Source organism: Bacteroidota bacterium (assembly GCA_038746285.1).
In the GTDB taxonomy this organism is placed as follows: domain Bacteria; phylum Bacteroidota; class Rhodothermia; order Rhodothermales; family JANQRZ01; genus JANQRZ01.
In genome coordinates this window covers 1-23,684 of record JBCDKT010000056.1, presented here as the reverse complement: position 1 = coordinate 23,684, position 23,684 = coordinate 1, and the positions used below count along the sequence as shown (strand labels likewise).

Sequence of the window (23,684 nt, the reverse complement as noted above, 5' to 3'; positions counted from 1 at the left end):
TGGGGAGAGTGGGGAGAGTGGGGAGAGTGGGGAGAGTGGGGAGAGTGGGGAGAGTGGGGAGAGTCAAGAAAAGACGACCAAGTTACCGAGGCCGTCGCGCTTTGCGCCAACGCATGCTCCTCCCACTCCAGCCATTCCTCCCACGCCTTAATTTCCGTCCCACCGTCCCACCGTCTACTGTCCTACCGCCTCACCGCACGTCCAGGAGTCGGATCGGGCTTGGGGAGGAAGAGCTGGCGAGCGGGAGGCTGATTAGCGTCTCGCCCTCAAAGCGCACGTCGCCCTGAGCGTCGGGGAGGTCACCGTCATCGAGGAGGTCGTGGAGGGCGTGCTTGATGGTGTGGTTGCGCGCGAGCGCGTCGGACGTAGAGCTCCCGTGGACGACGCGGAGCGTGGCGCGGCCGCGCCGTGCCGCGAGGGCGGCCGTGCGGAGGACGAGGCCGAGCGCATCGTCCACGGTCGCGCCGTGGAGGTCGAGGGTGACGGTCGTGCCGTTGTCGTCGAGGCGAGGCATGAAGCGAAGAGTGCATGGAGTGGGACGAGGCTGTAAGCTACGTGTGCCCTGGCTGCGTCGGCTCGCCCAACCGGCGTAGACAGCCCCGGGATGCCCTTCGGCATTAATCCTCGGTTAAGGCCCGCCGTATGGGCTTGGCGGGACGGCGTGGGAGGAGTAAGTTGTCGCGTGCTCGGGGTCTCCGTATCCTGGGCGTCCGCCGCCTCCCGCCTCCCACCGTCCGTATGTCCCGTCCGCTGCTGGCGCGCCTGCGCCGTCTCGCCACCCCGCTGCTCGCTGCCGGCGCTTTCCTCGCGGCCGACGCGAGCGCGCAGCCGTTCGAAGAGGCCACGCACGACGTAGGAAACATCGGACTCACCATCTCCAACGCGGGGTTCTACGGCAACTCGGACGTGCGCAACAGCGGGGGGGCGGCTCCGCCGTCGATGGAGTACCCGCTGGAGAGCGGGATCGAGCACCTCTTCGAGGCCGGGCTGTGGGTGGGAGCGCTCCGCGCCGACGGCCTCGTCACCGTGCGCAGCGCCGCCATCACGAGCGGCGGCGGCTACCAGCCCGGTGCGACCGGGTACGAGATGGCGCAGGCCAGCCTGATCCAGGGGCGCTCGTCGATTCCCTCCGACCCGTCGTTCTCACCGCTTTCGGTCAGTCAGCAGGACTTCGTCTCGACCTTCGTCGACACGGCGAGTGTGGTGCCGGGGACGTTCACGGCGACGCCCGACCCCGGCGGGCGGCTCGGCATATCGGTCGAGAGCCGGTCCTACGCCTGGAGTTTTCCCTTCACCGAGTACTTCGTGATCGTCGAGCACGAGATCACGAACGTCTCCGACGCCCCGTGGGACTCGGTCTGGGTTGGGATGTGGGACGACCTCGTCACGCGCAACATCATCACGACCACCGACCAGGGCGGCGAGTTCTTCAACAAGGGCGGGCGCGGCTTCCTGGGCTATCCCGAGTACGCCCCCGACGGCTCGGTAAGCGATGCGGCGACCGACAGCCAGTTCGTCTCCTACAACTGGAACGTCGGCGGCACGGAAGAGTCGCTGAACACCTACGGCGCGGTCGCCTTCCTCGGGGCCGAGTGGGACGACCCGGCCAGCGGCACCCGGCGCTTCTTCCACCCCTTCGTGCAGGACGCGTACCGGGCCGACGGCCTGCCCGTGCCGCGCGCCAACCCGCGCTGGTGGAAGTTCACGGGCGCGACCGACATCCTCAACCGCCCGCAGAACGACCTCGAGCGCTACGAGCGCATGGTCACCCCGACACCCATCGACGAGCCGCTTCCGGGCGATCAGACGCCGCTCCGCGAGCGCCTCGCCACCGACGGCCTCACCTCCGAGGGCAACTGGATCAGCGTCTTCTCCGTCGGGCCGTTCTCCGAGGTAGCCCCGGGCAGCTCGGTCACGGTGACGTGGGCGTTTGTCGCGGCGCTCAAGCCGGAGGAGTTTCAGGGGCAGGCGGGCAGGGCCATCGACAACGAGGACAGCCGGGCGCTTCTGCGCAACAACGTCTTCTGGGCGCAGCGCACCTACGCGGGCGAAGACTTCGACTACGACGGCGAACTCGACGCCGGGGAGGACATCAACGGCAACGGCGTACTGGACCGCTACCTGATCCCCGAGCCGCCCGCCTCGCCCGCGCTCCGGGTCGAGACGCGGCCCGGGCAGGCGATCCTCTACTGGGACACCTCGTCCGAGGAGAGCGTCGACCCGATCACGGGCCGCCAGGACTTCGAGGGCTACCGCATCTACCGCACCGACCCCGGCGACGACCGGGCCGGCGACCTCTTCGGCCAGGCCGACCTGCTCGTGCAGTACGACCGGCGCGGCAACGACATCGGCTTCAACACTGGCTTCGACGCCGTCCGCCTCGACGCGCCGGCCACGTTCCCGGGCGACGAGCGGACCTACGAGTACCGCTACGTGGCCGAGGGCCTGCTCAGCGGCTGGCAGTACGGCTTCGCGGTCACCGCCTTCGACGAGGGCGACCGCGAGGCCGGGCTGGACTCGTTCGAGTCGAGCCGGACGGCGAATGCCGTCCGCGTCTTCCCTGGTGCCGCCGCCGCGACCGGCGGCGACCGGCCCGAGCCCGTCGTCTACCCCAACCCGTACCGCGTGCAGGCCGCGTGGGACGGCCAGAGCAACAACGCTCGCAAGCTCTACTTCTCGGGCCTCCCGGCGCGCGCTGAGATCCGCGTCTATACCGTCGCTGGCGAGATCGTCGCCGAGATGCAGCACGACGCGGCCGACCCCTCCGGCGGCGACATCGGCTGGTACGGCGCGCTCAGCGGCGAGAACCGCGTCACCGCCGGCGGCGAGCACGCCTGGGACATCCTCTCCGAGAACGGCCTCCAGATCGCCGGGGGCCTCTACCTGTTCTCCGTCCGCGACCTCGACACCGGCGAGACGCAGACGGGCAAGTTCGTCGTCATACGCTAATGCCTGTCTACGAACCCACCGCCGACCTGCTCGCGCTGCTGATCCCCGACAGAGGATAGGAGATGGTGCATAGAGGATAGCATCTCGGTGGGCACGTGGATGCCATCCTCCATTTTCTAATCTCTATCCTCTAAACAACCCCCTCACGCAATCCCCCCAACACCATGAAAACTGCTACCCGCCTGCTCGCGCTTGTAGCCGTGCTCGCCCCGGTCGTCTTCTCGGCGACCGCCGAGGCGCAGACCCGGCTGACCGTGCGCGAGATCATCCGCGTCCCTCAGGCCAACCTGGACCAGCTCCAGAGCCTCGGTGCCAGCGCCACCGACAGCGATGTGGACGACCTGATCGACTTCGAGCAACTTGGCAACGAGGTCCAGTTCACGGCCGTCGTCCTCTCCAACCCCTTCAACTCCGGCCTCGCGTCGTGGAACAACGATGCGAGCGTGCCCGGCCGCGTTCACGTCTTCGTCCGCGACACGACCGCCAACTCGCAGGGCTACGACGGGATGAACGTCCAGCTCGTCGACGGAACGGCGTCGGTGCTCGACATGGAGGTCGGCGTTGTCTACGACATCATCGGCACGGTCGGTGAGTTCAACAACGTCATCCAGGTGTCCCCGACCGTCTTTGAGGAGGTCGATGAGTACCAGAACCTCGGGCTGCCGGACGCGATCGTCGAGCCGCTCGTGATCTCGACCGGGGACCTCAACCGGTCCGTCGGCGACGACCTGTACCAGGCCAACTGGGCCAACTTCAACGACCTCAACAACCAGTACGTCCGCTTCGAGAGCGCCGTCGTCGAGGCCAGCGTTGCCGACAACACGGGGCGTCCGAACTGGCAGTTTAGCTCGGCCGGCTCCGACGTGGTGGTCAACGGCGACGACATCTCGCTGCGCTACCGGAACGACCGCTCCGGCGACCCGATGGTCTATCCCAACCCGCCCTACGGCACGCGCCCGACAGACGACCCCTACGTCCCGCCGACGGCCGGCGCGGTGATCGAGGTGCAAGGCTTCGCCGCGCTCCGCGCGTTCGACTTCGACAACGACATCTCGACCGCCGCCATGTCCGTCGCGCCGTTCGAGGACGAGGACCTTCAGGCGACGGCCTCGCCGCCGATCTTCGGGGGCATCACCGGGCCGGCCGACGTGCCGGGCAACGCGCCGGTGACGATCTCGGCCGAAGTCACCCAGGGCTCGAACCCGATCGCGAGCGTCGAGCTCGACTACGAGGCGTCGACCGGCGAGACGGGTGCCGTGATGCTGACCGACAACGGCTCGGGCGTCTTCTCCGGCGACATTCCGGCCCTCCCCGACGGGGCGTTCGTGACCTACTCCGTCACCGCCACCGACACCCAGGGCGACTCGTCCGAGAGCGCGACGCAGTCGTACCGCGTGCTCTTCGACGGGATCGATTCCATCGAGGACGTGCAGCTCACTGCGAGCGGCGGGCCGGGGAGTAGCCCCTTCGCCGGGATCACGACGACCAACATCGATATCGAAGCCGTCGTGATGAGCGACGTGACGACCTCGGGCCTGCTCACGCTCCAGGACGACGAGAGCCTCGCGCCGTGGACCGGCATCTTCGTCGAGGTCACGACGGACATCGCCCTTCTGGAACTGGCACCGGGCGACCGGGTCACGGTCTCGGAGGCCACGATTGCCGAAGCCTTCGGCGTCACCCGCCTCGAAGACGCGACCCTCTCGGTGACCAGCAGCGGCGAGCCGTTCCCCTACAAGGAGGTCACGACGGACATCCTCCAGGATGCTGACGTGGCCGAGGCGCACGAGGGCATCGCGCTCCGCTTCAACAGCGTCACCATCACCGACGTCAACGCCGACGGCGACGACAGCGAGGAAGGCTTCGGCGAGTTCCAGTTCTCCTCCGACGGCACCGAGGACAACGAGCTCCGCGCCGACGACGTCTCCGACGCGGTGCCGCAGGACTTTAACATCATGAACCTCACGCTCGGCGAGAACATCGGCGCGATCCAGGGGCTGTGGTGGTTCTCGTTCGGCAACTACAAGCTGGCCCCCGAGAGCCCCGACGACATCGGCTTCCCGGTCTCGAACGAGGCCGGCACCCCGGCCGGCGGTTTCGCCCTCGACCGCGCCTACCCGAATCCGTTCGCCCGCACCGCGACGATCGCGTACGAGGTCGGCGAGGCGGGGCCGGTCGCGCTCCGGGTCTACGACGCGCTCGGCCGCCAGGTCGCCACGCTCGTTGAGACGGAACTGGCGGCGGGCCGCTACGAGGCGACGCTCGACGCGCGCGGCCTCGCGGCGGGCGTCTACGTCTACCGCCTCACCTCGAGCTCGGGGACCCTCACGGGCCGCGTGACGCTCGTCAAGTAACGCTGAACGCCGGCGAGGGGCCGGGTCTGCGCGGCCCGGCCCCTTCGTCGTCTCTCGAACGAGAATGATTTCTTTCCTACAACAAATAGTCATTCCCGCGCAGGCGGGAATCCACAGGGCTTGCTAACCGATGGATCCCCGCCTGCGCGGGGATGACGTGTGAAAGGTTTCAACGTGAAAGTGCATTCCTACGCTGGAGGTGTTACAAACCGACAGGTTGCCCGCCTCCTCGGCTTCGTCCTCCTCGCCGTGCCCGCGCTCTTGGCCGCGTGCGACAGCGGGATTGAGGGCACGGCGGCGGGAAACCTCCCGCCCGAGACCGAACTGGCTGTCCAGGTGGCCGACCTCACCGAGGTCCTCGACCCGGACCAGCGCTTCACGAGCCTCGTCGAGGTCAACTGGTCGGGGACCGACCCCGACGGTTTCGTCGAGGCCTACGAGATCCGGTTCTACGACGAGAGCGAGACCGGGACTATCGGTGCCGAGGCTGGGTGGGCGCGCACGGCCTCCCGCGACTCGCTCGTGCTGTTGCCGATTCCCCAAGGAGCGCCGGTGGCGAACGTGGCCTTCGAGGTGCGCTCCATCGACAACGACGGCCTGACCGACCCCACCCCGGCGCGTACCGTGTTCCCGGTGCGCAACTCGCCGCCGACGCTGCGCCTGAGCGCTACCGAGGTGCCACCGGACACGACGTGGCCCGCCGCCTCCTTCGCCTTCACCGCCGACGACCTCGACGGGATTGCCAACCTCGAGGCCATCGAAGTCGCGCTCAACGATACGACGGCCGGGTTCGTCCGGCTGCCGGCCGAGACGGACTTCCTCACGCTCGTCGCGTCCGATCCGCGCGCGCCGGAGTCGGAGGCGCGCCTGCTCCTCGGCCGGGGTGGGGCTCCGTCGGACGTGCGCCTGCCGGGTTTCCTGACGGACGCTCCGAACACGCTGTACCTCCGCGCACTCGACGCAGCGGGCTTCCGAAGCGAGACCGCCGTCTATCCCGACCCTGACCCCGAAGCGGGCGAGACGTGGTACGCGCAGCGGGTCACCAGCCCGATCCTCCTGGTCAACGACTTTCGGACGAGCCGAAACACCCTGGTGCTGCCCTACCACGCTGCGATCCTCGACGAGTATGCCGGCGCGGGGGCCTACGACGAGTGGTACCTCGCCGAGCCGTTCCAGAGCGGGTCGAGCGTCGTGCTGCTCTACAGCGAAAACCTCCCGACCAACCCGGACCCGACGCTTCGCGAAACACTGCGGTTCTGGGACCACATCTACTGGGTCTCGAACAACGCCACCAACCGGACCATCGGCAACAACCTCACGCTGATTGCCAACTTCCTCGACGAATTCTTCGCCGATGGCGGTAGCCTCTTCGTGAACGTCCCGATTGAGCTGCCTTCGAACCCGGAGGACAACCTCGGCAACGGGGCGCTCGCGGTGCTTCCGCTCGCGGGTCTGCTCGATTTCAGCGCGGGCGGCGAGTTCGAGGCGTACGACCAGGACCTCGAACTGGAGAGTGGGGCCCGGCTCACGGCGTCGCAGCCGCTGCCTGGCGGGACCGCGCTGCCGGCGCTACAGACCACCCGCAAGGTCGACGCGTTCAGCTATCCGGTGGGTGCGGGAACGCGCTCGCTCTACACGGGCGACCTCACGGCCACGCTGAACGGCGAGGAGGTCGCGTGGCCCGGCCCGGCGACGCTCGCTTCGCTCCGCGAGGACGGCCGCGTCGCCCTCTTCGCCGTTCCTCTCGTGAGCGACTTCAGCGGTAACCCCTTTCTCGAAGGCATTGACGAAGACCCCGAAGCGCCGCGCGACGCTGTCAAGCTAATGCTCGAAGCGCTCGGCTTCCCACGCTAGGACTGGACGATGGAGCATAGAAGACCGAGCATGGAGACCGCAGCCCACCCTCTACCCCCACGCCTCATGCACATTGCGTTCTGTCTCCTTCTTGCCTCGGTGAGCCTGGCTTCCGGCGCGCTCGCACAGGGCCGCCTCGCCGGGACCGTCACCGACGCCGAGACCGGCGAGAGCCTTCCGGGCGTCAACGTCCTCGTGCTCGGGACCAGCCTCGGGGCGGCGACCGACTTCGACGGGCGCTACACGATCAATGGCCTTCGCGCGGGCGACTACACCGTGCAGGCGTCGTTCGTCGGGTACGAGACCAAGCAGTTTACCGGGATCGAGGTGGCCGGCAGCGGGACGACGACGCTCGACATCGAGCTTGGCGAGGCCGTGCTCCAGACCGAAGGCGAGGTCGTGATCGTCGGCGAGCGGCCGCTCGTAGACGTCGAGCAGTCGTCGAGCGCCTACACGATCGACCGCGAGGCGATTGCCGCCGCGCCGGTGCGCGAGGTGCAAGAGGTCGTCGCCACGCAAGCCGGCGTCGTCCGCGACCCGACGGGCCTCTACATCCGCGGCGGCCGGGCCGACGAGACCGGCTTCGTGGTCGACGGCGTGAGCGCCAAAGACCCGCTCTCCGGGACGGGCTTCGGGCTCGACCTCGGGGCCAACGCCTTCGCCGAGGTCGAGGTCACGACCGGCGGCGTCGGGGCCGACGTCGGGGACGCGACCTCGGGCGTGGTATCCGTCACCACGCGCGACGGGACGGACCAGTTCGCGGGCTCGTTCTCGCACAAGCGCGACAACTTCGGGGCCAACAGCGACTGGGGCTCGACGTGGAACGAGCAGGTCTACGAGGGCTCGCTCTCCGGCCCGATCCTCCCCGGCAAGCTCCGCTTCTTCGCCTCCGGCCAGGCGCAGTTCTCGGACACCTTCACCCGCTTCGTCTCGACTCCGGACCAGGTCCAGTCCTCGCTCCTCGGCGGGACCGGCTGGATCCCGTTCCAGGACAACCGCTGGAACGCCCTCGGCAAGCTGACCTACCTCCCACGGCCCGGGATGAAGCTCCAGGCCAGCTACAACCGCTCGCTCGCCGTCAACCAGAACACCCGGATGCTCCAAGTGACCGGCAACGACGACGTCATCCGCCCCGGCTACCAGTACGCCTTCGCGCTCCAGCCGGACAACGCCAACACCTACACCCACGACAACAACCTCGCCTACCTCCGCTGGACCCACGTCCTGAACGACCAGTCGTTCTACGAAGTCCAGGCCAGCCGCCTCTTCACCCGCCTCCGCTCCGACGCCAACGGCCGCGACTGGCGGCCCGACGACGTGAGCGAGGAGCTCGACCCGGCGAGCATCGTCGACTTCCCGGCCTCGCTCTTCCTCGGGCCCGACGGCAACCCCATCGACCCGAACGCGGTCTTTGTCCTTCCCGGCCCAGGCCTGTTCAACAACGGCGGCGTCGCCACGCGCTGGCACGACCACTTCGCCGAGGAGGCCGTCCTCAAAGGGAGCTACACGCGCTTCACGGCCAACCGGGGCTACGAGATCACGGCGGGCTTCGACCTCAAGTTCAACGACTACCAGTGGATCGACATCACGCGCCCGTGGATCGGCGCGCCGATTGTGACGGCCGAGGGCGACACGACGAGCTCGAACCGGCTCGGCGAGGCGAGCGACGTGTGGCGGGTCCGGCCGCGCCGCGCCGCGTTCTTCGTCCAGAACCAGTTCCGCTACAAAGGTCTGATCGCGAATGTCGGCCTGCGGAGCGAGTTCTGGGCCCCGGGCCAGTACGTCGACGACCTCGTCGCCGACAGCGTCTTCACGATCCCGGCCGCGATCCGCGAGGGCTACCTCGACGAGTCGGTCAGCGTGTTCGGGCTGCGCTGGAAGGCGCGGCTCCTGCCGAAGCTCCGGGTCAGCTTCCCGGTGCGCGAGAACCAGGTGCTCTTCTTCAACTACGGCCACTCGACCCGGCTGCCGCACCCGACGTTCCTCTACACCAACCTCGACCCGTTCTTCCAGGACCGCTCGTTCTTCGGCGACCTCGGCAACCCGAACCTCAACCCCGAGGTCGACATCTCCTACGAGCTGGGCTTCCGCAACCAGATCACCTCCAACGACGCGCTCACGCTGACCGCCTTCTGGCGCGACAAGTTCGACTTCATCACTGCCACGAACGTGACCGTCGCCGACGGCACGGGCCGCGAGACGAGCCGCGCGCTCCGCGTCAACGGCGACTTCGCCCGCGTCCGCGGCATCGAGGCGAGCTACATCAAGCGCGTCAGCGACTGGTTCCGGGGCCAGATCAACGCCTCGTACTCCCGCGCGACGGGCCTCGCCTCGACCAACTCCGAGGCGCTCCAGGACCTCATCCAGGACGGCAACGTGGACAACACGTTCGAGACGCCGCTGGCCTGGGACCGCCCGTTCGACCTCAAGGCGAGCACGACGTTCTCGTGGGACCGCTCGCAGCCGCTCTGGGGCGTGCCCGGCCTGAACCGCTTCCGGCTCTACCTCGCCACGACCTTCCGCAGCGGGCAGCGCTACACGCCCGTCCGCTTCGTCGGGCGCGAGGCCAACCCCTTCACCGGCGAGCGCGACTGGCGCCCGATCTACGAGCGCGTCGACGACCCCGAGCTGCGCTTCTCGGAGGTCGGCAAGGCGTGGTGGTGGTTCGACCTCAACCTCCAGCGCCGCGTCGGCATCGTCGGGCAGGACCTCGTCTTTACGCTCGAGGTGACGAACCTCTTCAACCAGCAGAACGCGGTCATCGTCAACCCCGTCACGGGCGAGGGCTACCCCGACCTGGGCAGCGGTACCAACTTCGTCGACCTCCGCGACGACAGCCGCTACGATGTGCCGAGCAACCTCCGCGACCCGCGCTACGAGGACCCCAACACGAGCGGTCTGCCACCGCTGAACCCCGCGCGCTTCCTGCCGCAGCGCCACATCCTGCTCGGCCTCAGCTTCGAGTTCTAGGCTGCGGCACGCCGTACAGGCGCAGCATGCTGCGCCCCTACCTCCACGTCGCCGCCGCGATGACCCACGAGACCATGCTCCTCCGCCTGATCGCCCTCGCTCTTTTCTTGGCCGCGCTGCCGGTGCAGGCCCAGGTGCTGCCCTCCTTCGGGCAGGAGCGCACCGGTGGCTCCGGGCTCCAGTTCCTCAAGGTCCCGGTTGACGCACGGGGGGCCGCGCTCAGCGGGACGATGGCGGCTATCGCCGACGACGCGAGCGCGCTCTACTGGAACCCGGCCCTCGCCGCGGCCAACGGGACCCAGGTGGGCCTCGCCACGACGAGCTACGTCGCTGACATCGCGCTCTACTACACGGCCGCCTACACGCCGGTCAGCACGCCGCTCGGACGGTTCACGCTCGGGGTCAGCGTGCAGGCGCTCGACTCCGGCGAGATGGACGTGACGACCGAGTTCTCCGGCCCCGCCGGCACGGGCGAGACCTTCAAGCTCGTCGACCTCGCCTTCGGCCTGACCGTCGCGCAGGCGCTGACCGACCTCTTCTCCTACGGCATCACCGGCAAGCTCGTCCGCGAGTCCGCCGCCGAGGTCGCCACGACGGCCGGGCTGCTCGACCTCGGCGTGGCCTACCGCGTCGGCGACACCGGCGTCCGCTTCGGGGTCTCGATCCGCAACTTCGGCTTCGAGGTCAGCCCCGGCGGCTCGGTCACCCGCGAGACGCTCGGCGGCGAGATCATCGAGGAGCGCTTCGACGGCATCGAGCCTCCGACGACGTTCCTGCTCGGCGTGAGCTACCGACCGCTCCGCACGCTCGGCTTCAACAGCGGCGGCCCCCACGACCTCACCTTCTCGGGCCAGCTCACGAACCCGAACGACAACGCCGAGCGCTTCAACCTGGGGGCCGAGTACGTCTGGAACGAGACCCTCGTGCTCCGCACGGGCTACGAGTTCGGAATCGAGGAGGCGACGGTGCCGTCGTTCGGCCTCGGCCTCGCCGTGCCCGGCCTCGGGCCGGACCTGCGCGTGGACTACGGCTTCAACCGCCTCGACCGGCTCGGCAACATCCACCGCATTGGCCTCAACCTCCGGCTGAACGGATGAGTACGGGCGCAGCATGCTGCGCCCCTACGTCCGCATCCGTCGCACCCGTCTCCACTATGTCCCGCGCTCTTCTTCCGCTCTTTCTTGCCCTCGCGCTCACCGGCTGCGACAGCCTCTTCGGCTCGAAGGACGACGCGACGACCGACGAGGTCTTCGACGAGGGGGCCGTCGACCCGACGCTGGTCGACGAGGTCGGCTACGTGCCGCTCAGCCCGTTCTACTCGCAGGGGGCCAACGGCGGCGCGCTCCAGCGGCCGGTCGATGTCTACGTCGGCTACGACGAGCTGATCTACGTCGCGGACCAGCAGGGCCTCCACATCCTCGACCTTGCCGGACGGCCGCAGTCGTTCATCGGGGAGATCACGGGCGTCTTCAACAACAACGGCACTCCGGACGACCCGTCGGACGATGTCGAGGTCCCGGCGCAGCCTCTCCGCGATATCACTGCCGTCATCCAGGACCGCAGCCTCGATATTCTTATCGCCGCCCGGCGTGACACGGCGCTCGCAGGCGTGACCTGGGACCTGCCTGTGGTCTACCGACTCAGTGGCGCAACGACAGGCATACCCACGGTCGAGGACATCGTCTGGCATCCGTTCGATGACCGCTCGCGCACAGACAACCAGTTCCGACCGCCGCAGTGCTACCTCGTGCCCACCTCCGCCTGCACCCAGGAAGAGATCGACGATCCGATGAGTTCGGTCCTCACCGACGAGGACGCGCGCTTCACCGACATCGCCGTGCTGGCCGACAACAGCTTCTACGTCACGCGCAGCGGGCCGGTCAACACCCAGGCCGAGGGACTCAACAACAGGGTCGAACCGTTCAACGTCGTGCTCGCGTTCTCGCCGGACGGAGTCAACACCCGCGCAGTCGGGTTGAGCCAGACGCAGGCCACCCAGCCGAGCCTGCTGAGCTCCGTCTACCCGTCAGCCGTCGCGACGCCCATCGGCCCACCGCAGCGGTCGTCGTTCACGGAAGCCGAGGACTTCTTCGTGGCCCAGAACCCGCCGGGGCTCGATGTGCGCTATCCCGTTCTGTCGATTCTCGTGGTCGAGACGACGCAAGGCACCGAGTTCCGGGTAGACACCGAGCGCCTCGGCGCGAGCGCCAACCCCGAAAACGGCGACGGCTTCCTCTACGAAGACTTCGGCCTGCGCGGCCCGACGAGCATGACGATTGCCGCCGACGAGACGGGCTACCTCTTCGTCACAGACGAGGAGACGGACAGCCTCTACGTCTTCAACCGCAACGGAATCGAGGGCGTCGCCCCGCCGCCGGCCTCGGGTTCGCTCCGGCCGGTGCGGGTATCGTTCGGCGGGACGGGCAGTGGTCCGCTCTCGTTCGACGACCCGCAGGGCGTGGCCTACTTCGAGCGGATCGTCTACGTGGCCGACGCGGGCAACAACCGCATCGCCCGCTACCGGCTCAACACGGACTTTGAGTAGACCGGACGGGCGGTTTTGCCGGTGGGGACGACCGGCCGGTCGCTCCTACGGTCCGTCTTCTTCGCGCATCTCAGCAGCGATGCGGTCGGCGTCGGCGAGGACGCGGAGGGTGTTGACGCCGAGGATCTTGCGCACGTCGTCGTCGCTGTAGCCGCGCTTGAGGAGGCCGTAGGTGATATGCGGCAGCCGCGTCGCGTCGCCCATGCCGCGCGGCAGAAACGGCACCCCGTCGAAGTCGGATCCGAGCCCAACGTGGTCGATCCCGGCAACCTCGACCGCGTGATCGATGTGGTCGAGGATGTCAGTGAGGGTGGCAGGCTGGCCGCCCTGAGCGACGTAGCGCGAGTAGAAGTTGATCATGATGACCCCACCGTTCTCGCGCAGGGCGCGGAGCATCGGGTCGGTGACGTTGCGCGGGTGCGGGTTGAGCGCGCGCACCGACGAGTGGCTGAGGATGACCGGCGCGCGCGTCGCGTCGAGGGCGTCGTAGAAGGTCGCGTCGGCGACGTGCGAGAGGTCGACCAGCACGCCGAGGCGGTTCATCTCGCGGATGAAGGCGCGGCCGGCGTCGTTGAGGCCGTTCCAGCGGATCGCATCGCTCGCGGCGTCGGCCCAGCTGTTGGTGTTGGTGTGGGTGAGCGTGACGTAGCGGATGCCCTCGTCCGCGAGGCGGCGGAGGACGACCTTCGAGGCCTGCAGCGCGTGCCCGCCTTCGAGGCCCAGCAGGATGGCCTTGCCGCCCGCCCTCGTGATCCGCACCACGTCGCCGGCCGAGGTCGCCAGCTCGATCCCGTCGAGCACCTCGACCTGCCGCTTGGCTTCGGCGAGCATCGCGAGCGCCCGGTCTGTCGCCTCGGGCGTCTCGCCGTAGGTCCGCGAGACGTAGATCGAGAAGAACGGCGCGTCGAGGCCGCCCTCGATCATCTTCGGGAGGTCGACGTGGTGCGAGCCGGAGCGCGGCGTGTGGCGCTTGCCGAAGTCGTAGCCGTCGTCGAGCATGAGCGAGGGCGTGTCGATGTGCCCGTCGGTGACGATCGCGTCGTAGTGCAGCGCGAGGGCGCGCGCCCAGAGCGTGTCCTCGGCGAGGAGGCGGCTCCTAGCCGGTTCGCCAAGCCGGACCGCGCCGCCGTCGCGAGGGGCGAGCGTGTCGGCCGCAGTGGCAATGGGTTGGGAGGGAGGCGGTGGTGCCGCAGGCTCCGGCGCGCTGGAGCACATGGCGAGACCGAGCAGGCCGAGGGCGGCAAAAAGAGGCAGGCGGAGCGGGTTCACGCAGCGAGCGAGTAGGGTGGGGAAGGGGGTGTCAAAATACGGGGCAGCGGAAATGCCCTGCGCGGTAAGGCTCGCTTCCATAGGTTACGCATGGTTCCCATCGGCTCCCTCCTGCTCCTATGCGCTTTTCTACGGCACTATTTCTACACCTCCTCCTGGCCCTCTCAATCCGCACGCCGCCAGCAGTGGCACAGGCCACTGGCGACTGCCTCCCCGGCACCGCCGAGGCAGACCTCGATGTCAACGACGTGCGCGCGCGTCTCTTCAATGGTGGCAACCTGTTCTTCGGCAACCAAACGGTCAGCGGCGCCGGCTACCTCGTCCCGAAGGCCAGTGGCGTATCGCCCATCTTCAACACCGAGCTTTGGGTCGGGGGACAAGTAGACGGTGAACTGCGCGCAGCGGGTGCCTTCTACTCGTCGTTCGAGTTCTGGCCCGGCCCTCTGGACGAAGCAGGCAATCCGCCAGCAGACTGCTCGGTCTACGACCGCATCTTCGTCGTCAGCCGGGGCGACGTGGCGCGCTACCTCGAAACAGGCGAGGCGACGGCCGACCTCCGCGACTGGCCAGTGGAGTTAGGCGCGCCGGTGCTCGACGGCGACGGGGTGGAGGGCAACTACAACCTCGGAGGTGGGGACGAGCCGGCTATCTCAGGGGAGCAGATGGCGTGGTGGGTGATGAACGATGCGGGCAACACAAACGACGTAGACGACCGCACCTTTCTAGATCACACCCCTCTCTACCTCGAAGTCCAAGTAAGCGCGTTTGCCGTGCCTGCCGTGGAGCGAGCACTAGACCAAGCTACGCTCTATCGCTACCGGCTTCACTACAAAGGCCGGGTGCCGCTCGACAGCGCTTACGTAGGATGGTGGAGCGACGTTGACCTCGGGGACGCAAGTGACGACTACGTTGGGGCCGATACAACGCTTGACATGAGCTTTGTCTACAACCAGAGCGAGGTAGAACCTATTTACGGCATTCCCCCGGCAGCAGGTACCCAGTTGCTCCAGGGTCCGATTGGCTTATCAAACGGACGCGACGATGACCGTGATGGAATAATAGACGAGACGGGCGAACGCCTCGGGGTGACTTCCTCGGCCTGCTACTTCGATAACAACCCCTTAGGACCGAACTGGGATGTATCCGTGTACAACTGTCTGCGCGGACGCTGGTTTGGCGGATCTACAATCAACCAGGGTAATTGGGGCTATTTTAGTGAGGGATCAGTTACAACCTTTGGCTTCCCCGGCGATCCTGTATCCGGCGCATACTGGAGTGCCGAGAATGCAGACGGAGAGGGCACTTCTTTATTCGGTGGAGACTTTTGGATGAGCGCCTTTTCCGGCCCCTTTCGCTTAGAGCCGGGCGAGACTGAGGAGATCGTCTTCGCCATCCCCTTCGCGCAGGGCACCGACCGCCTCGACTCGGTCGTCCAACTCCGGCAGGCCGCGCGCTTCCTCCAGAACGCCTACGACCTCGGCTTCTTCGACCCCCAGCGCGTCGGGGCCGTCCCGGAGCCGGATCCCCTGCCCGATGCTTTCGCGCTCTCGCAGCCGTTCCCGAACCCGTTCGGCGCCTCGGCGTCGCTGACGCTGCGGGTGCCGGAGGACGCAGGCCCAGCGCGGCTCTCGGTGCTCGACGCGCTCGGGCGCGAGGTGGCGGTGCTCGCCGACGGGGTGCTACCGCCGGGGGAGCGGTCGTTCACACTCGACGGTTCGGGGCTGGCCTCGGGCGTCTACCTCGTCCGGCTGGCCACGGCGCGGCAGTCGGAGACGCTTCGGGTGGTCCACGCCGAGTAGGCGGCGCGGCTACTCACTCGATCGTCCAGGTCTCGCCCGAGCGCAGGAGAGCGTGGAGGTCGCCGGGGCCGCGTTCTTCGATGACCGCCTCTTGCTGCGCGCGGAGGAGGTGCTCGTAGGTCGGCCGCTCCTCGCGGTAGAACACGCCGAAGGGCTGGGGCCGGTCCTCCTCCCAGAACAGGCGGCTCATGAGCCCAGCGAGCGTCCGGTTCCCGCTGTCGTAGACGAGGCAGTCGTCGGCCGACCATTCGCCTGCGGCGAGGTCGACGGGTACGAGGGTCAGGCCGTCGAGCCAGAGACCCTTTGTGCCGCCGTCGTAGACGAGCGGCTGTCCGTCTTCGAGGAACAGCGTCGTCTGCGGCTTCGTGGCGCGCTCGGTGTAGCGGAGGAAGGCCCCGTCGTTGAAGATGTTGCAGTTCTGGTAGACCTCGACGAAGCCGGTGCCGGCGTGCCCGTGCGCCTCGCGGAGCATGGCCTGCATGTGCTTCGGGTCGCGGTCGAGCGTGCGGGCGACGAACGAGGCGTCGGCCCCGAGCGCGAGCGAGACCGGGTTGAAGGGCTCGTCGAGCGATCCGTAGGGCGTCGACTTGGTGACCTTGCCCGCCTCGCTCGTCGGACTGTACTGCCCCTTCGTGAGCCCGTAGATCTGGTTGTTGAACAGCAGCACCTGCACGTCGAGGTTCCGGCGGACCAGGTGAATGAAGTGGTTGCCGCCGATCGAGAGCGCGTCGCCGTCGCCGGTGATGATCCACACGTCGAGCTCGGGGTTGGCGCACTTGAGGCCGGTGGCGACGGTCGGGGCGCGGCCGTGGATGGAGTGCATCCCGTAGGTGTTCATGTAGTACGGGAAGCGGCTGGAGCAGCCGATCCCGCTGATGAATACCGTTTTCTCCTTGCGCTCGACGAGGTCGGGGAGGACGCGCTGCACGGCAGCGAGGACGGCGTAGTCACCGCAGCCGGGGCACCACCGCACGTCGGCGTCGGAGGCGAAGTCTTTCTTGGTGAGCGCGGGCGCGCCGTCGCCGCCGGGGTCGGGGACGAGACGGCCGGGCGGGCGCGCCGGTTTCCCGGGCGGTCGCTTCGGGCCGCCGGGCTTGGGTGGCAGCGAGGGGGCCTTCGCGCCGGGCGGGCGGGCCGGTTTCGCACTCGGCGGTCGCTTCGGGCCGCCGGGCTTCGGCGGCCGTGCAGGCTTCTTGCCTGGAGGCCCGGCAGGCTTGCTGCCTGCCGCCGGGGCAGCCTTCCTGGGAGGCAGGGTTGGCTTCTTCGTGCCGCCCGGACCCGCTGGCTGCGCCCCTGTTGGCAGCGACGGCTTCTTGGTGCCAGGCGGTCCGGCAGGCTTCGCGCCCGTTGGGATAGCAGGTTTCTTCGTTCCCGGCGGCAGGGTTGGCTTCTTCGTACCGCTTGGGAGCGTCGCTTTTTTCGCCCCTGGAGGCCCAGCGGGCTTGGTACCGGTTGGGAGCGCCGGCTTCTTCGTTCCGGGCGGCAGGGCCGGCTTCTTCGTACCCGGCGGTGGTGCTGCTTTCTTGACCCCTGGCGGACCCGCCGGCTTTTTGCCGATCGGCAGCGTGGGCTTCTTGGTGCCGGGTGGCAGGCTCGGCTTCTTCGTACCGCTCGGGGGCGCGGCTTTCTTCGCCCCGGGCGGCCCGGCGGGCTTGGTGCCAGTCGGGAGTGTGGGCTTCTTCGTACCCGGCGGCAGGCTCGGCTTTTTGGTCCCCGGAGGTCCCGACGGCTTGGTACCGGTCGGCAGCACGGCCTTCTTACCCGAAGGCAGGGCCGCCTTCTTGGTGCCGGGGCGCGTCGGGTTGTTCTGGTCGTCCGCCATCGGTCGGGGTGTCGTGAGAGGAGGCCGCTGTGCCTGCTCCGCGCGGTGGGCGATCCTACGTGGTCGCCCCTACATCGTGTTAAGCGTCGTTTGCTATTTCCCTGATACGGTCGGCGATCTCGCGGGTTTTGAACGGGAGCCCCTGGATCTTGGCGAGGCTCTCGACCGGGCGGAGGAACCGGTCGCGGAGGACGTGAACCAGCTGGCCGTTGTTTAGCTCCGGCACGAGGACGCGTTCGAACCGGCCGGCCACGTCGTCGAGGTCGGGCGGGAGCGGGCTGAGCCAGCGGAGGTGGACGTGCCCGGCGCGGACGCCCTGGGCCCGGACCGAGCGCACGGCGGCCTCGATCGACCCCCGCGTCGAGCCCCAGCCGACGACGAGCACGTCGCCGGCGGCGTCGCCCACCACCTCGGTCGGCGGGATCTCTTGCTGGACGCGCTCGACCTTCGCGGCGCGGAGCTTGGTCATCACCTCGTGGTTCTCGGGGTCGTAGGAGACGCCGCCGGTCTCGCGGTCCTTCTCCAGCCCGCCGAGCCGGTGCTCCGCGTTCGGCGTGCCGGGCTTGGCCCACGGCCGGGCCAGCGTCTCGTCGTCGCGGAGGTAGGGGAGAAAGGCGTCGTCGCGGTTCGGGCCGGTGGCGAAGGTGACGGGGAACGGGGGGAGCGCGTCGGGGTCGGGGATGCGCCACGGCTCGGCCCCGTTGCCGAGGTAGCCGTCGGAGAGGAGGAGGACCGGCGTCATGTACTTGACCGCGATCCGGGAGGCCTCGTAGGCGACCTCGTAGCAGTCGCCCGGCGTGGAGGCGGCGAGGACCGGCATCGGCGCGTCGCCGTTGCGGCCGTAGAGCGCGAAGAGGAGGTCCGACTGCTCGGTCTTGGTCGGCAGCCCCGTGCTCGGCCCGGCGCGCTGCACGTCGATGATGACGAGCGGGAGTTCGGTGATGATGGCGAGGCCGACGAACTCGGTCTTGAGCGCGAGGCCCGGCCCGCTCGTCGCCGTCACCCCGAGTTGCCCGGCGAAGCTCCCGCCGAGCGCCGCGCCGATGGCGGCGATCTCGTCCTCGGCCTGGACCGAGAGGACGCCGAAGTTCTTGTACTTCGAGAGCGCGTGGAGGATGTCCGAGGCCGGGGTGATGGGGTAGGAGCCGTAGAGAATCTCCAGCCCGCTCCGCACGGCCGCCGTGACGAGCCCGAGCGCGAGCGCCTCGTTGCCCCGGATGGCCCGGTAGAGGCCGGGCGGCAGGGTCGCCGGGGCGACTTCGTAGCGGGCCGCGAACGCCTCGGTCGTCTCGCCGAAGTGGTAGCCCTTGTTGAGGACGTGCCGGTTGGCCTCCAGGATCTCGGGCTTGCTGGCGAACTTGGCTTCGAGCCACTCCAGCGTCGGCTCGATGGGCCGCGTGTAGAGCCAGAGCGCGAGGCCGAGCGCGAACATGTTCTTCGACTGGTCGACCTGCTTCGTCGAGAGGTCGAAGTCGGCGAGGCTCTCGCGCGTGAGCCGCGTCACCTCGACCTCGAAGACCTCGTAGCCGTCCAGCGTCCCGTCTTCGAGGGGGTTCGACGCGTAGCCGGCGAGGTCGAGCCCGCGCTGCTCGAAGGCGTTCGTGTTGACGAGGATGGCCCCGCTGCCCTCGCTCGAGGTGCGCACGCGGTGGAGGTTCACCTTGAGCGCAGCGGGGTTCATCGCGACCAGGAGGTCTACCTCGTCGCCCGGGGTCGAGATGTCGGTGGCCCCGAAGTGGAGCTGGAAGCCCGAGACGCCGTAGGTGGTCCCGGCGGGGGCGCGGATCTCGGCCGGGAAGTCCGGGAGCGTGGCGAGGTCGTTGCGCGCCTTCGCGGTGGCGAGCGTGAACTGGCTGCCGGTGAGCTGCATCCCGTCGCCGGAGTCGCCCGCGAAGAGAATCGTGACCTCGGAGAGCGAGTGGACGGGCCGTTCGGCGGCGTCGGCAGGGAGCAGGTCGGGAGCGGACATGGATCGGAAAACGGCGGGGCGTTCGCGTGAGGCCGCAGGAGCATACGCCCGTAGCCGCCGGGTGATTCGCAGCGGGAACGCGCGCGCACCCTTCGCGGTGAGGTGCGGAATCTTCGGAACAGCACGTTTGCCGCTCGGGTTGCAGTGGACCCCACCGCCTAACCTGGACTTCACACGATTCCCTCGCCCGCTCTGATCTAATCTGATCTAAGAGGTACGCCTGATGCTGAAGACGATGAGCCGGATCTTCCGCAAACCGAAGCCCATCCTGGCGATGGTCCACACCGGCCCCTCGCCGGGCGCGCCGGGCTACCGGTCCATCGAGTCGACGGTCGAGCGCGCCGTGACCGAGGCCAAGCTCTACGCCGACCTCGGGGTCGACGGCCTCGTGCTGGAGAACATGCACGACTTCCCGTGCATCCACGAGCGCGAGCAGGGGCCGGAGGTCGCGGCGTTCATGACGCGCGTCGCGGTCTGCGTCAAGCGGCAGGTCGGGCAACTGCCGGTCGGGATTCAGGTGCTCTTCCAGGCCAACAAGACGGCGCTCGCCGTCGCCCTCGCCGCGCAGTGCGACTTCATCCGCGCCGAGGGGTGGACCTACGCCCACGTCTCGGACAAAGGCATCGCCGAGGCCTGCGCGGGCACGGTCCTCCGCTACCGCAGCGCGATCGGTGCCGACCACATCCCGGTCTTCTGCGACATCAAGAAGAAGCACTCGGCCCACACCTGGACCGGCGACGTACCGATTGAGGAAATGGCGCACCTGATGCAGCTCCACCACGCTGACGGCGTAATCGTGACGGGCATCCGCACGGGCCAGGAGCCGGACTTCAGCGATCTCTGCAAGGTGCGCGAGGCGACCCCGCTGCCGATCCTCCTCGGCTCGGGCGTGACGCCGGACAACATCGAGCACTTCATCGGCTGCGCCGACGGCTTCATCGTCGGCAGCGCCTTCAAGGAGGGCGGGGCCTGGAACGCGCCCGTCTGCGAACACCGCGTGCAGCATGTCGTTGAGGTCGCCGAGCACGCCCGCAGCGCCCACAGCGCGATCGGATAGAGACGGAAGACAGAGAACGGCACGCAGAGGACAACAAAAGTCCGCGCACATCGCCTCGCCAGCGCTCTGATCCCTCCCAACCCTCCGTCCCCCCACGCCGGAAGACGTCTTCCCGCACAGCCACTCCTCCCTGTGTCCCACTACGCCGCCACCACCGAGCAGGTGACCGTCACAGTCGATCCCGTCTACCTCGACGAGCAGTCCGACGTGTTCGCGGGCCGGTTCGTGTTCGCCTACTTCGTCCGCATCGAGAACCACGGCGACGCCGAGGTCCAACTTCTGCGCCGTCACTGGGTGATCCGCCACGGCGACGGACGCTCGACCGAGGTCGAGGGCGAAGGCGTCGTCGGGCAGCAGCCCGCTATCGGGCCGGGCGAGATGCACGTCTACAACTCGTTCTGCGTGCTGGAGACGATGGCCGGGACGATGGAAGGGACCTACCTCATGCAGCGCCCTAACGGCGCGCGCTTCCGCGCCCAGATTCCGCTGTTCCACCTCCGCGCAGCGGCGAACTGATTTCGGACGATGGATCACGGAGGGCAGAAGACAGTCCGTCGTCCGTTTTCAGTCTACTGTCCGCCGGATCACCCCATCTCGACGGTGATCGTGCAGTCGGCGGTGGTGAGGAGGATGGCGCGGTGGTCGTCGGTGAGCGTGTAGTCCTCGATAGCGCTGGGGAAGACCTCGCGCGGCGTGCTCATCCTGAACATCGCGTCGGCGACGACCTGCCAGTCCTCGGGCGTGAGCGCGACCGTCGCCGCGCCGCCCTCCTGGACGAAGGGGTAGTAACCGAGAATCTTGTCGAGGTGGTTGATCGCTTGCTTGACGTGGAGGCCGGGGTCCATCGGTTTCGGATTGCTGATTTTCGGTTGTGGATTGGGCGGTACCCCACCGCTGTGGGTGCGTTCCGGGCTTGTGGAAAACTCCAACTTCAGCCGGGCGCTCGGCGTCCGTATCCTCCGGCGTCCGCCGCCACCGACCGCCGCCCATGCACGTCACCGATTCCGTCGCCACCTCCGCCGCCGACCGCGCCTACCTCGAGGTCGTCCGCCGCGTGCTCGAGACCGGCACCCGCAAGCGCAACCGCACCGGCACCGACACGGTCTCGTCGTTCGCCGAGTCCTACAAGGTCGACCTCGCCGACGGCTACCCGCTCCTGACGACGAAGAAGGTCTACTTCGACTCGATGCTGCGCGAGGTGCTGTGGTACCTCTCCGGCGCGCCGCACATCCGCGACCTCCGCGAGCACACCAAGATCTGGGACGCCTGGGCCGACGACGAGGGCCGGCTCGAGACTGCCTACGGCCGGTTCTGGCGGCGCTTCCCGATCCCGGCCGAGGGCGCGGGGCTCGACGGCGAGGCGTGGGCCGGGCCGGAGCACCCGAACGTCCGGCGCGAGGCCGACGGCTCGCTGTCGTTCGACCAGGTCGGCTACGTCGTCGACGAGCTGCGGCGGAACCCGACCTCGCGGCGGCTCGTGGTCAGCGCCTGGCACCCGGCGAACGCGGCGGTGAGCAAGCTGCCGCCGTGCCACTTCGCGTGGGTCCTGAACGTGCAAGAGACCGAGGACGGGCGGCAGCGCCTCAACTGCCACCTCACCCAGCGGTCGGCCGACCTCGCGCTCGGCGTCCCGTTCAACCTCGCGTGCTACGCGCTCCTGACGCAGGCCATCGCCCAGCAGGTCGGGCTAGAGCCGGGCATCTTCGCCCACACCCTCATCGACGCGCACGTCTACGTCAACCACGTCGACGGCCTCCGCGAGCAGCTGGCGCGCGGACCGTTCGAGGCCCCGCGCCTCACGATTGCCGACAAGCCGCTCGACGAGCTAACCTTCGACGACGTGCATCTCGACGGCTACCGGCACCACGACCCGATCCGCTTCGCGGTCGCGGTCTGACGAGCGACGAATGGCGAACGACGAACGACGAATGAAAGAGAACCCTGAGCGCTCGGCGTCTGCTCGTCGCTCGTCGCTCGTACCTCGTCGCTCGCCTGAGATCGTGATCGTTGCGGCGCTCGCAGAGGCGAACCGCGTGATCGGCGACGGGCAGAACCTGCCGTGGCACATTCCCGAGGACCTGAAGCACTTCAAGCGGCTCACGCTCGGGCACCCGCTGGTCATGGGGCGGAAGACGTTCGAGTCGGTCCTCCACCAGTTCGGCCGGCCGCTGCCGGGGCGCGAGAACGTCGTCCTCACGCGCCACCCGATGCGCGTGGACCACGCTGGCATCCACGTCTATTCGTCGCTCGACGCGGCCCTCGACGCCTTCGGTGACCGCGAGAAAATCTGCATCGGCGGCGGGGCGACGATCTACGAGCAGACCCTCCCGCTCGCCGACCGTCTCGAACTCACCTTCGTCGAGGGCGACTACGACGGCGACACCTTCTTCCCACCCGTCGAGCACCTCCTCGGGACCGAGTTCGAGCTATCGGGCCGCGAGCCGCACGACGGCTTTCGCTTCGAGACGTGGGTGCGGGCGTGAGTATCTTGACAGGCCACCGCTCTCTGTGAAGAGGTAGGGTGGCAATTTCACTGAAGTAGTAGTTATGCCGCCTGAACTCGAAACACATCGGCGATCTGGCCGTCGCTTGACCGGGATGGATGCCTCTTACAATCAATCGCGCCATGCCTCTAACTAGTGATCAGATAGAGCGGATCAAGGAAATAGACAAGGAGATCAGTTCCATCAACAAACAGATGGCGGGTTTCTCTGCTGTTGGTGTTGCATCTCTTCTGACCCTTCATCCTTTCTGGCTGCTTGCCTCAGGAGTAACTGTTGCTAGCCTGGATTCCAAGAAAAAAGAGCTTCAAGATGAAAAAGATAAAATTCTAAGATCTTAAATTATTGCTCTTTGGCTGTGTAGCAAGCTACGCTGTAAAGATTGCAGACATGGTTGCCTGCCGTAGACTTCGCCCTCTCACGAGGCTACACAACCATGAAAGACTCCCCGCACGTCCTTAAGGCCCGCCTCACCTGGGTCAAGCTCTATCAGGAGACCGGCAACGCCTCCTTCGTCTGCCGCCGCTGCGGCATCTCCCGCCCCACGCTCCGCAAGTGGTGGACCCGCTACCAAGCCGAGGGGGAGGCTGGCCTC

18 protein-coding genes are annotated in these 23,684 nt (G+C 68.0%); 13 read left to right on the top strand and 5 right to left on the bottom strand.

Going from position 1 to position 23,684, the window contains the following annotated elements:
* Positions 1-190 precede the first annotated feature (190 nt).
* Positions 191-514, bottom strand: a complete 324-nt coding sequence (locus AAGI91_14865; GenBank protein MEM1043894.1) for a Smr/MutS family protein — start codon at positions 512-514, stop codon at positions 191-193.
* Positions 515-738: 224 nt separating this feature from the next.
* On the opposite strand from AAGI91_14865, the gene AAGI91_14860 reads away from it, so the two are divergent.
* The 6 genes from AAGI91_14860 to AAGI91_14835 all read left to right on the top strand — a co-directional run bounded on the left by AAGI91_14860 (position 739) and on the right by AAGI91_14835 (position 12,672).
* Positions 739-2,949 carry a hypothetical protein gene (locus AAGI91_14860; GenBank protein ID MEM1043893.1) on the top strand — a complete coding sequence of 737 codons (2,211 nt, stop codon included), beginning with the start codon at positions 739-741 and terminating at the stop codon, positions 2,947-2,949.
* A 164-nt stretch (positions 2,950-3,113) separates the two neighbouring features.
* Positions 3,114-5,303, top strand: a complete 2,190-nt coding sequence (locus AAGI91_14855; protein ID MEM1043892.1) for a T9SS type A sorting domain-containing protein — start codon at positions 3,114-3,116, stop codon at positions 5,301-5,303.
* A gap of 174 nt (positions 5,304-5,477) precedes the next feature.
* Complete coding sequence (locus AAGI91_14850) at positions 5,478-7,157, top strand: hypothetical protein (protein ID MEM1043891.1); 1,680 nt, start codon at positions 5,478-5,480, stop codon at positions 7,155-7,157.
* Positions 7,158-7,223: 66 nt separating this feature from the next.
* A complete protein-coding gene (locus AAGI91_14845; protein MEM1043890.1) occupies positions 7,224-10,127 on the top strand; it encodes a TonB-dependent receptor in 2,904 nt (967 codons plus the stop codon).
* 26 nt (positions 10,128-10,153) lie between these two features.
* On the top strand, positions 10,154-11,224 hold the full coding sequence (locus AAGI91_14840) for a PorV/PorQ family protein (GenBank protein ID MEM1043889.1): 1,071 nt from the start codon (positions 10,154-10,156) through the stop codon (positions 11,222-11,224).
* Between the two features lie 56 nt (positions 11,225-11,280).
* Complete coding sequence (locus tag AAGI91_14835) at positions 11,281-12,672, top strand: hypothetical protein (protein ID MEM1043888.1); 1,392 nt, start codon at positions 11,281-11,283, stop codon at positions 12,670-12,672.
* Between the two features lie 45 nt (positions 12,673-12,717).
* Here AAGI91_14835 and AAGI91_14830 read toward each other — a convergent pair whose 3' ends face one another.
* Positions 12,718-13,941: a dipeptidase gene (locus AAGI91_14830; GenBank protein ID MEM1043887.1), complete on the bottom strand. Its 1,224-nt coding sequence runs from the start codon at positions 13,939-13,941 to the stop codon at positions 12,718-12,720.
* A gap of 185 nt (positions 13,942-14,126) precedes the next feature.
* Here AAGI91_14830 and AAGI91_14825 point away from each other — a divergent pair, with 185 nt between their 5' ends.
* A complete protein-coding gene (locus tag AAGI91_14825; protein MEM1043886.1) occupies positions 14,127-15,740 on the top strand; it encodes a T9SS type A sorting domain-containing protein in 1,614 nt (537 codons plus the stop codon).
* Positions 15,741-15,753: 13 nt separating this feature from the next.
* On the opposite strand, the gene AAGI91_14820 is transcribed toward AAGI91_14825, so the two are convergent.
* Both AAGI91_14820 and AAGI91_14815 read right to left on the bottom strand, forming a co-directional pair.
* On the bottom strand, positions 15,754-17,562 hold the full coding sequence (locus AAGI91_14820) for a thiamine pyrophosphate-dependent enzyme (GenBank protein MEM1043885.1): 1,809 nt from the start codon (positions 17,560-17,562) through the stop codon (positions 15,754-15,756).
* Between the two features lie 79 nt (positions 17,563-17,641).
* Positions 17,642-19,531, bottom strand: coding sequence for a 2-oxoacid:acceptor oxidoreductase subunit alpha (locus AAGI91_14815; protein ID MEM1043884.1), 1,890 nt, complete (start codon positions 19,529-19,531; stop codon positions 17,642-17,644).
* A gap of 223 nt (positions 19,532-19,754) precedes the next feature.
* Between AAGI91_14815 and AAGI91_14810 the strand changes: the two genes are divergently transcribed.
* Positions 19,755-20,588 carry a BtpA/SgcQ family protein gene (locus AAGI91_14810; GenBank protein MEM1043883.1) on the top strand — a complete coding sequence of 278 codons (834 nt, stop codon included), beginning with the start codon at positions 19,755-19,757 and terminating at the stop codon, positions 20,586-20,588.
* 132 nt (positions 20,589-20,720) lie between these two features.
* Positions 20,721-21,104 carry a Co2+/Mg2+ efflux protein ApaG gene (gene apaG, locus AAGI91_14805; GenBank protein ID MEM1043882.1) on the top strand — a complete coding sequence of 128 codons (384 nt, stop codon included), beginning with the start codon at positions 20,721-20,723 and terminating at the stop codon, positions 21,102-21,104.
* A 68-nt stretch (positions 21,105-21,172) separates the two neighbouring features.
* On the opposite strand, the gene AAGI91_14800 is transcribed toward apaG, so the two are convergent.
* On the bottom strand, positions 21,173-21,433 hold the full coding sequence (locus AAGI91_14800; GenBank protein ID MEM1043881.1) for a hypothetical protein: 261 nt from the start codon (positions 21,431-21,433) through the stop codon (positions 21,173-21,175).
* A gap of 143 nt (positions 21,434-21,576) precedes the next feature.
* Here AAGI91_14800 and thyA point away from each other — a divergent pair, with 143 nt between their 5' ends.
* The 4 genes from thyA to AAGI91_14780 form a co-directional block, all read left to right on the top strand.
* Positions 21,577-22,485 (top strand): thymidylate synthase, encoded by a 909-nt coding sequence (gene thyA / locus AAGI91_14795; GenBank protein MEM1043880.1) that lies wholly within the window; start codon positions 21,577-21,579, stop codon positions 22,483-22,485.
* Between the two features lie 31 nt (positions 22,486-22,516).
* Positions 22,517-23,071, top strand: coding sequence for a dihydrofolate reductase (locus AAGI91_14790; GenBank protein MEM1043879.1), 555 nt, complete (start codon positions 22,517-22,519; stop codon positions 23,069-23,071).
* 119 nt (positions 23,072-23,190) lie between these two features.
* Positions 23,191-23,430, top strand: coding sequence for a hypothetical protein (locus tag AAGI91_14785; protein ID MEM1043878.1), 240 nt, complete (start codon positions 23,191-23,193; stop codon positions 23,428-23,430).
* A gap of 95 nt (positions 23,431-23,525) precedes the next feature.
* On the top strand, positions 23,526-23,684 hold a 159-nt coding region (locus AAGI91_14780; GenBank protein ID MEM1043877.1), incomplete at its 3' end, for a helix-turn-helix domain-containing protein.

Bases quoted from the DNA above. Each gene is read 5' to 3' on its own strand.
- AAGI91_14865 (MEM1043894.1), bottom strand. From the start codon at position 514: ATGCCTCGCCTCGACGACAACGGCACGACCGTCACCCTCGACCTCCAC.
- AAGI91_14860 (MEM1043893.1), top strand. From the start codon at position 739: ATGTCCCGTCCGCTGCTGGCGCGCCTGCGCCGTCTCGCCACCCCGCTG.
- AAGI91_14855 (MEM1043892.1), top strand. From the start codon at position 3,114: ATGAAAACTGCTACCCGCCTGCTCGCGCTTGTAGCCGTGCTCGCCCCG.
- AAGI91_14845 (MEM1043890.1), top strand. From the start codon at position 7,224: ATGCACATTGCGTTCTGTCTCCTTCTTGCCTCGGTGAGCCTGGCTTCC.
- AAGI91_14840 (MEM1043889.1), top strand. From the start codon at position 10,154: ATGCTGCGCCCCTACCTCCACGTCGCCGCCGCGATGACCCACGAGACC.
- AAGI91_14835 (MEM1043888.1), top strand. From the start codon at position 11,281: ATGTCCCGCGCTCTTCTTCCGCTCTTTCTTGCCCTCGCGCTCACCGGC.
- AAGI91_14820 (MEM1043885.1), bottom strand. From the start codon at position 17,562: ATGGCGGACGACCAGAACAACCCGACGCGCCCCGGCACCAAGAAGGCG.
- AAGI91_14815 (MEM1043884.1), bottom strand. From the start codon at position 19,531: ATGTCCGCTCCCGACCTGCTCCCTGCCGACGCCGCCGAACGGCCCGTC.
- AAGI91_14810 (MEM1043883.1), top strand. From the start codon at position 19,755: ATGCTGAAGACGATGAGCCGGATCTTCCGCAAACCGAAGCCCATCCTG.
- AAGI91_14800 (MEM1043881.1), bottom strand. From the start codon at position 21,433: ATGGACCCCGGCCTCCACGTCAAGCAAGCGATCAACCACCTCGACAAG.
- thyA (MEM1043880.1), top strand. From the start codon at position 21,577: ATGCACGTCACCGATTCCGTCGCCACCTCCGCCGCCGACCGCGCCTAC.
- AAGI91_14790 (MEM1043879.1), top strand. From the start codon at position 22,517: ATGAAAGAGAACCCTGAGCGCTCGGCGTCTGCTCGTCGCTCGTCGCTC.
- AAGI91_14785 (MEM1043878.1), top strand. From the start codon at position 23,191: ATGCCTCTTACAATCAATCGCGCCATGCCTCTAACTAGTGATCAGATA.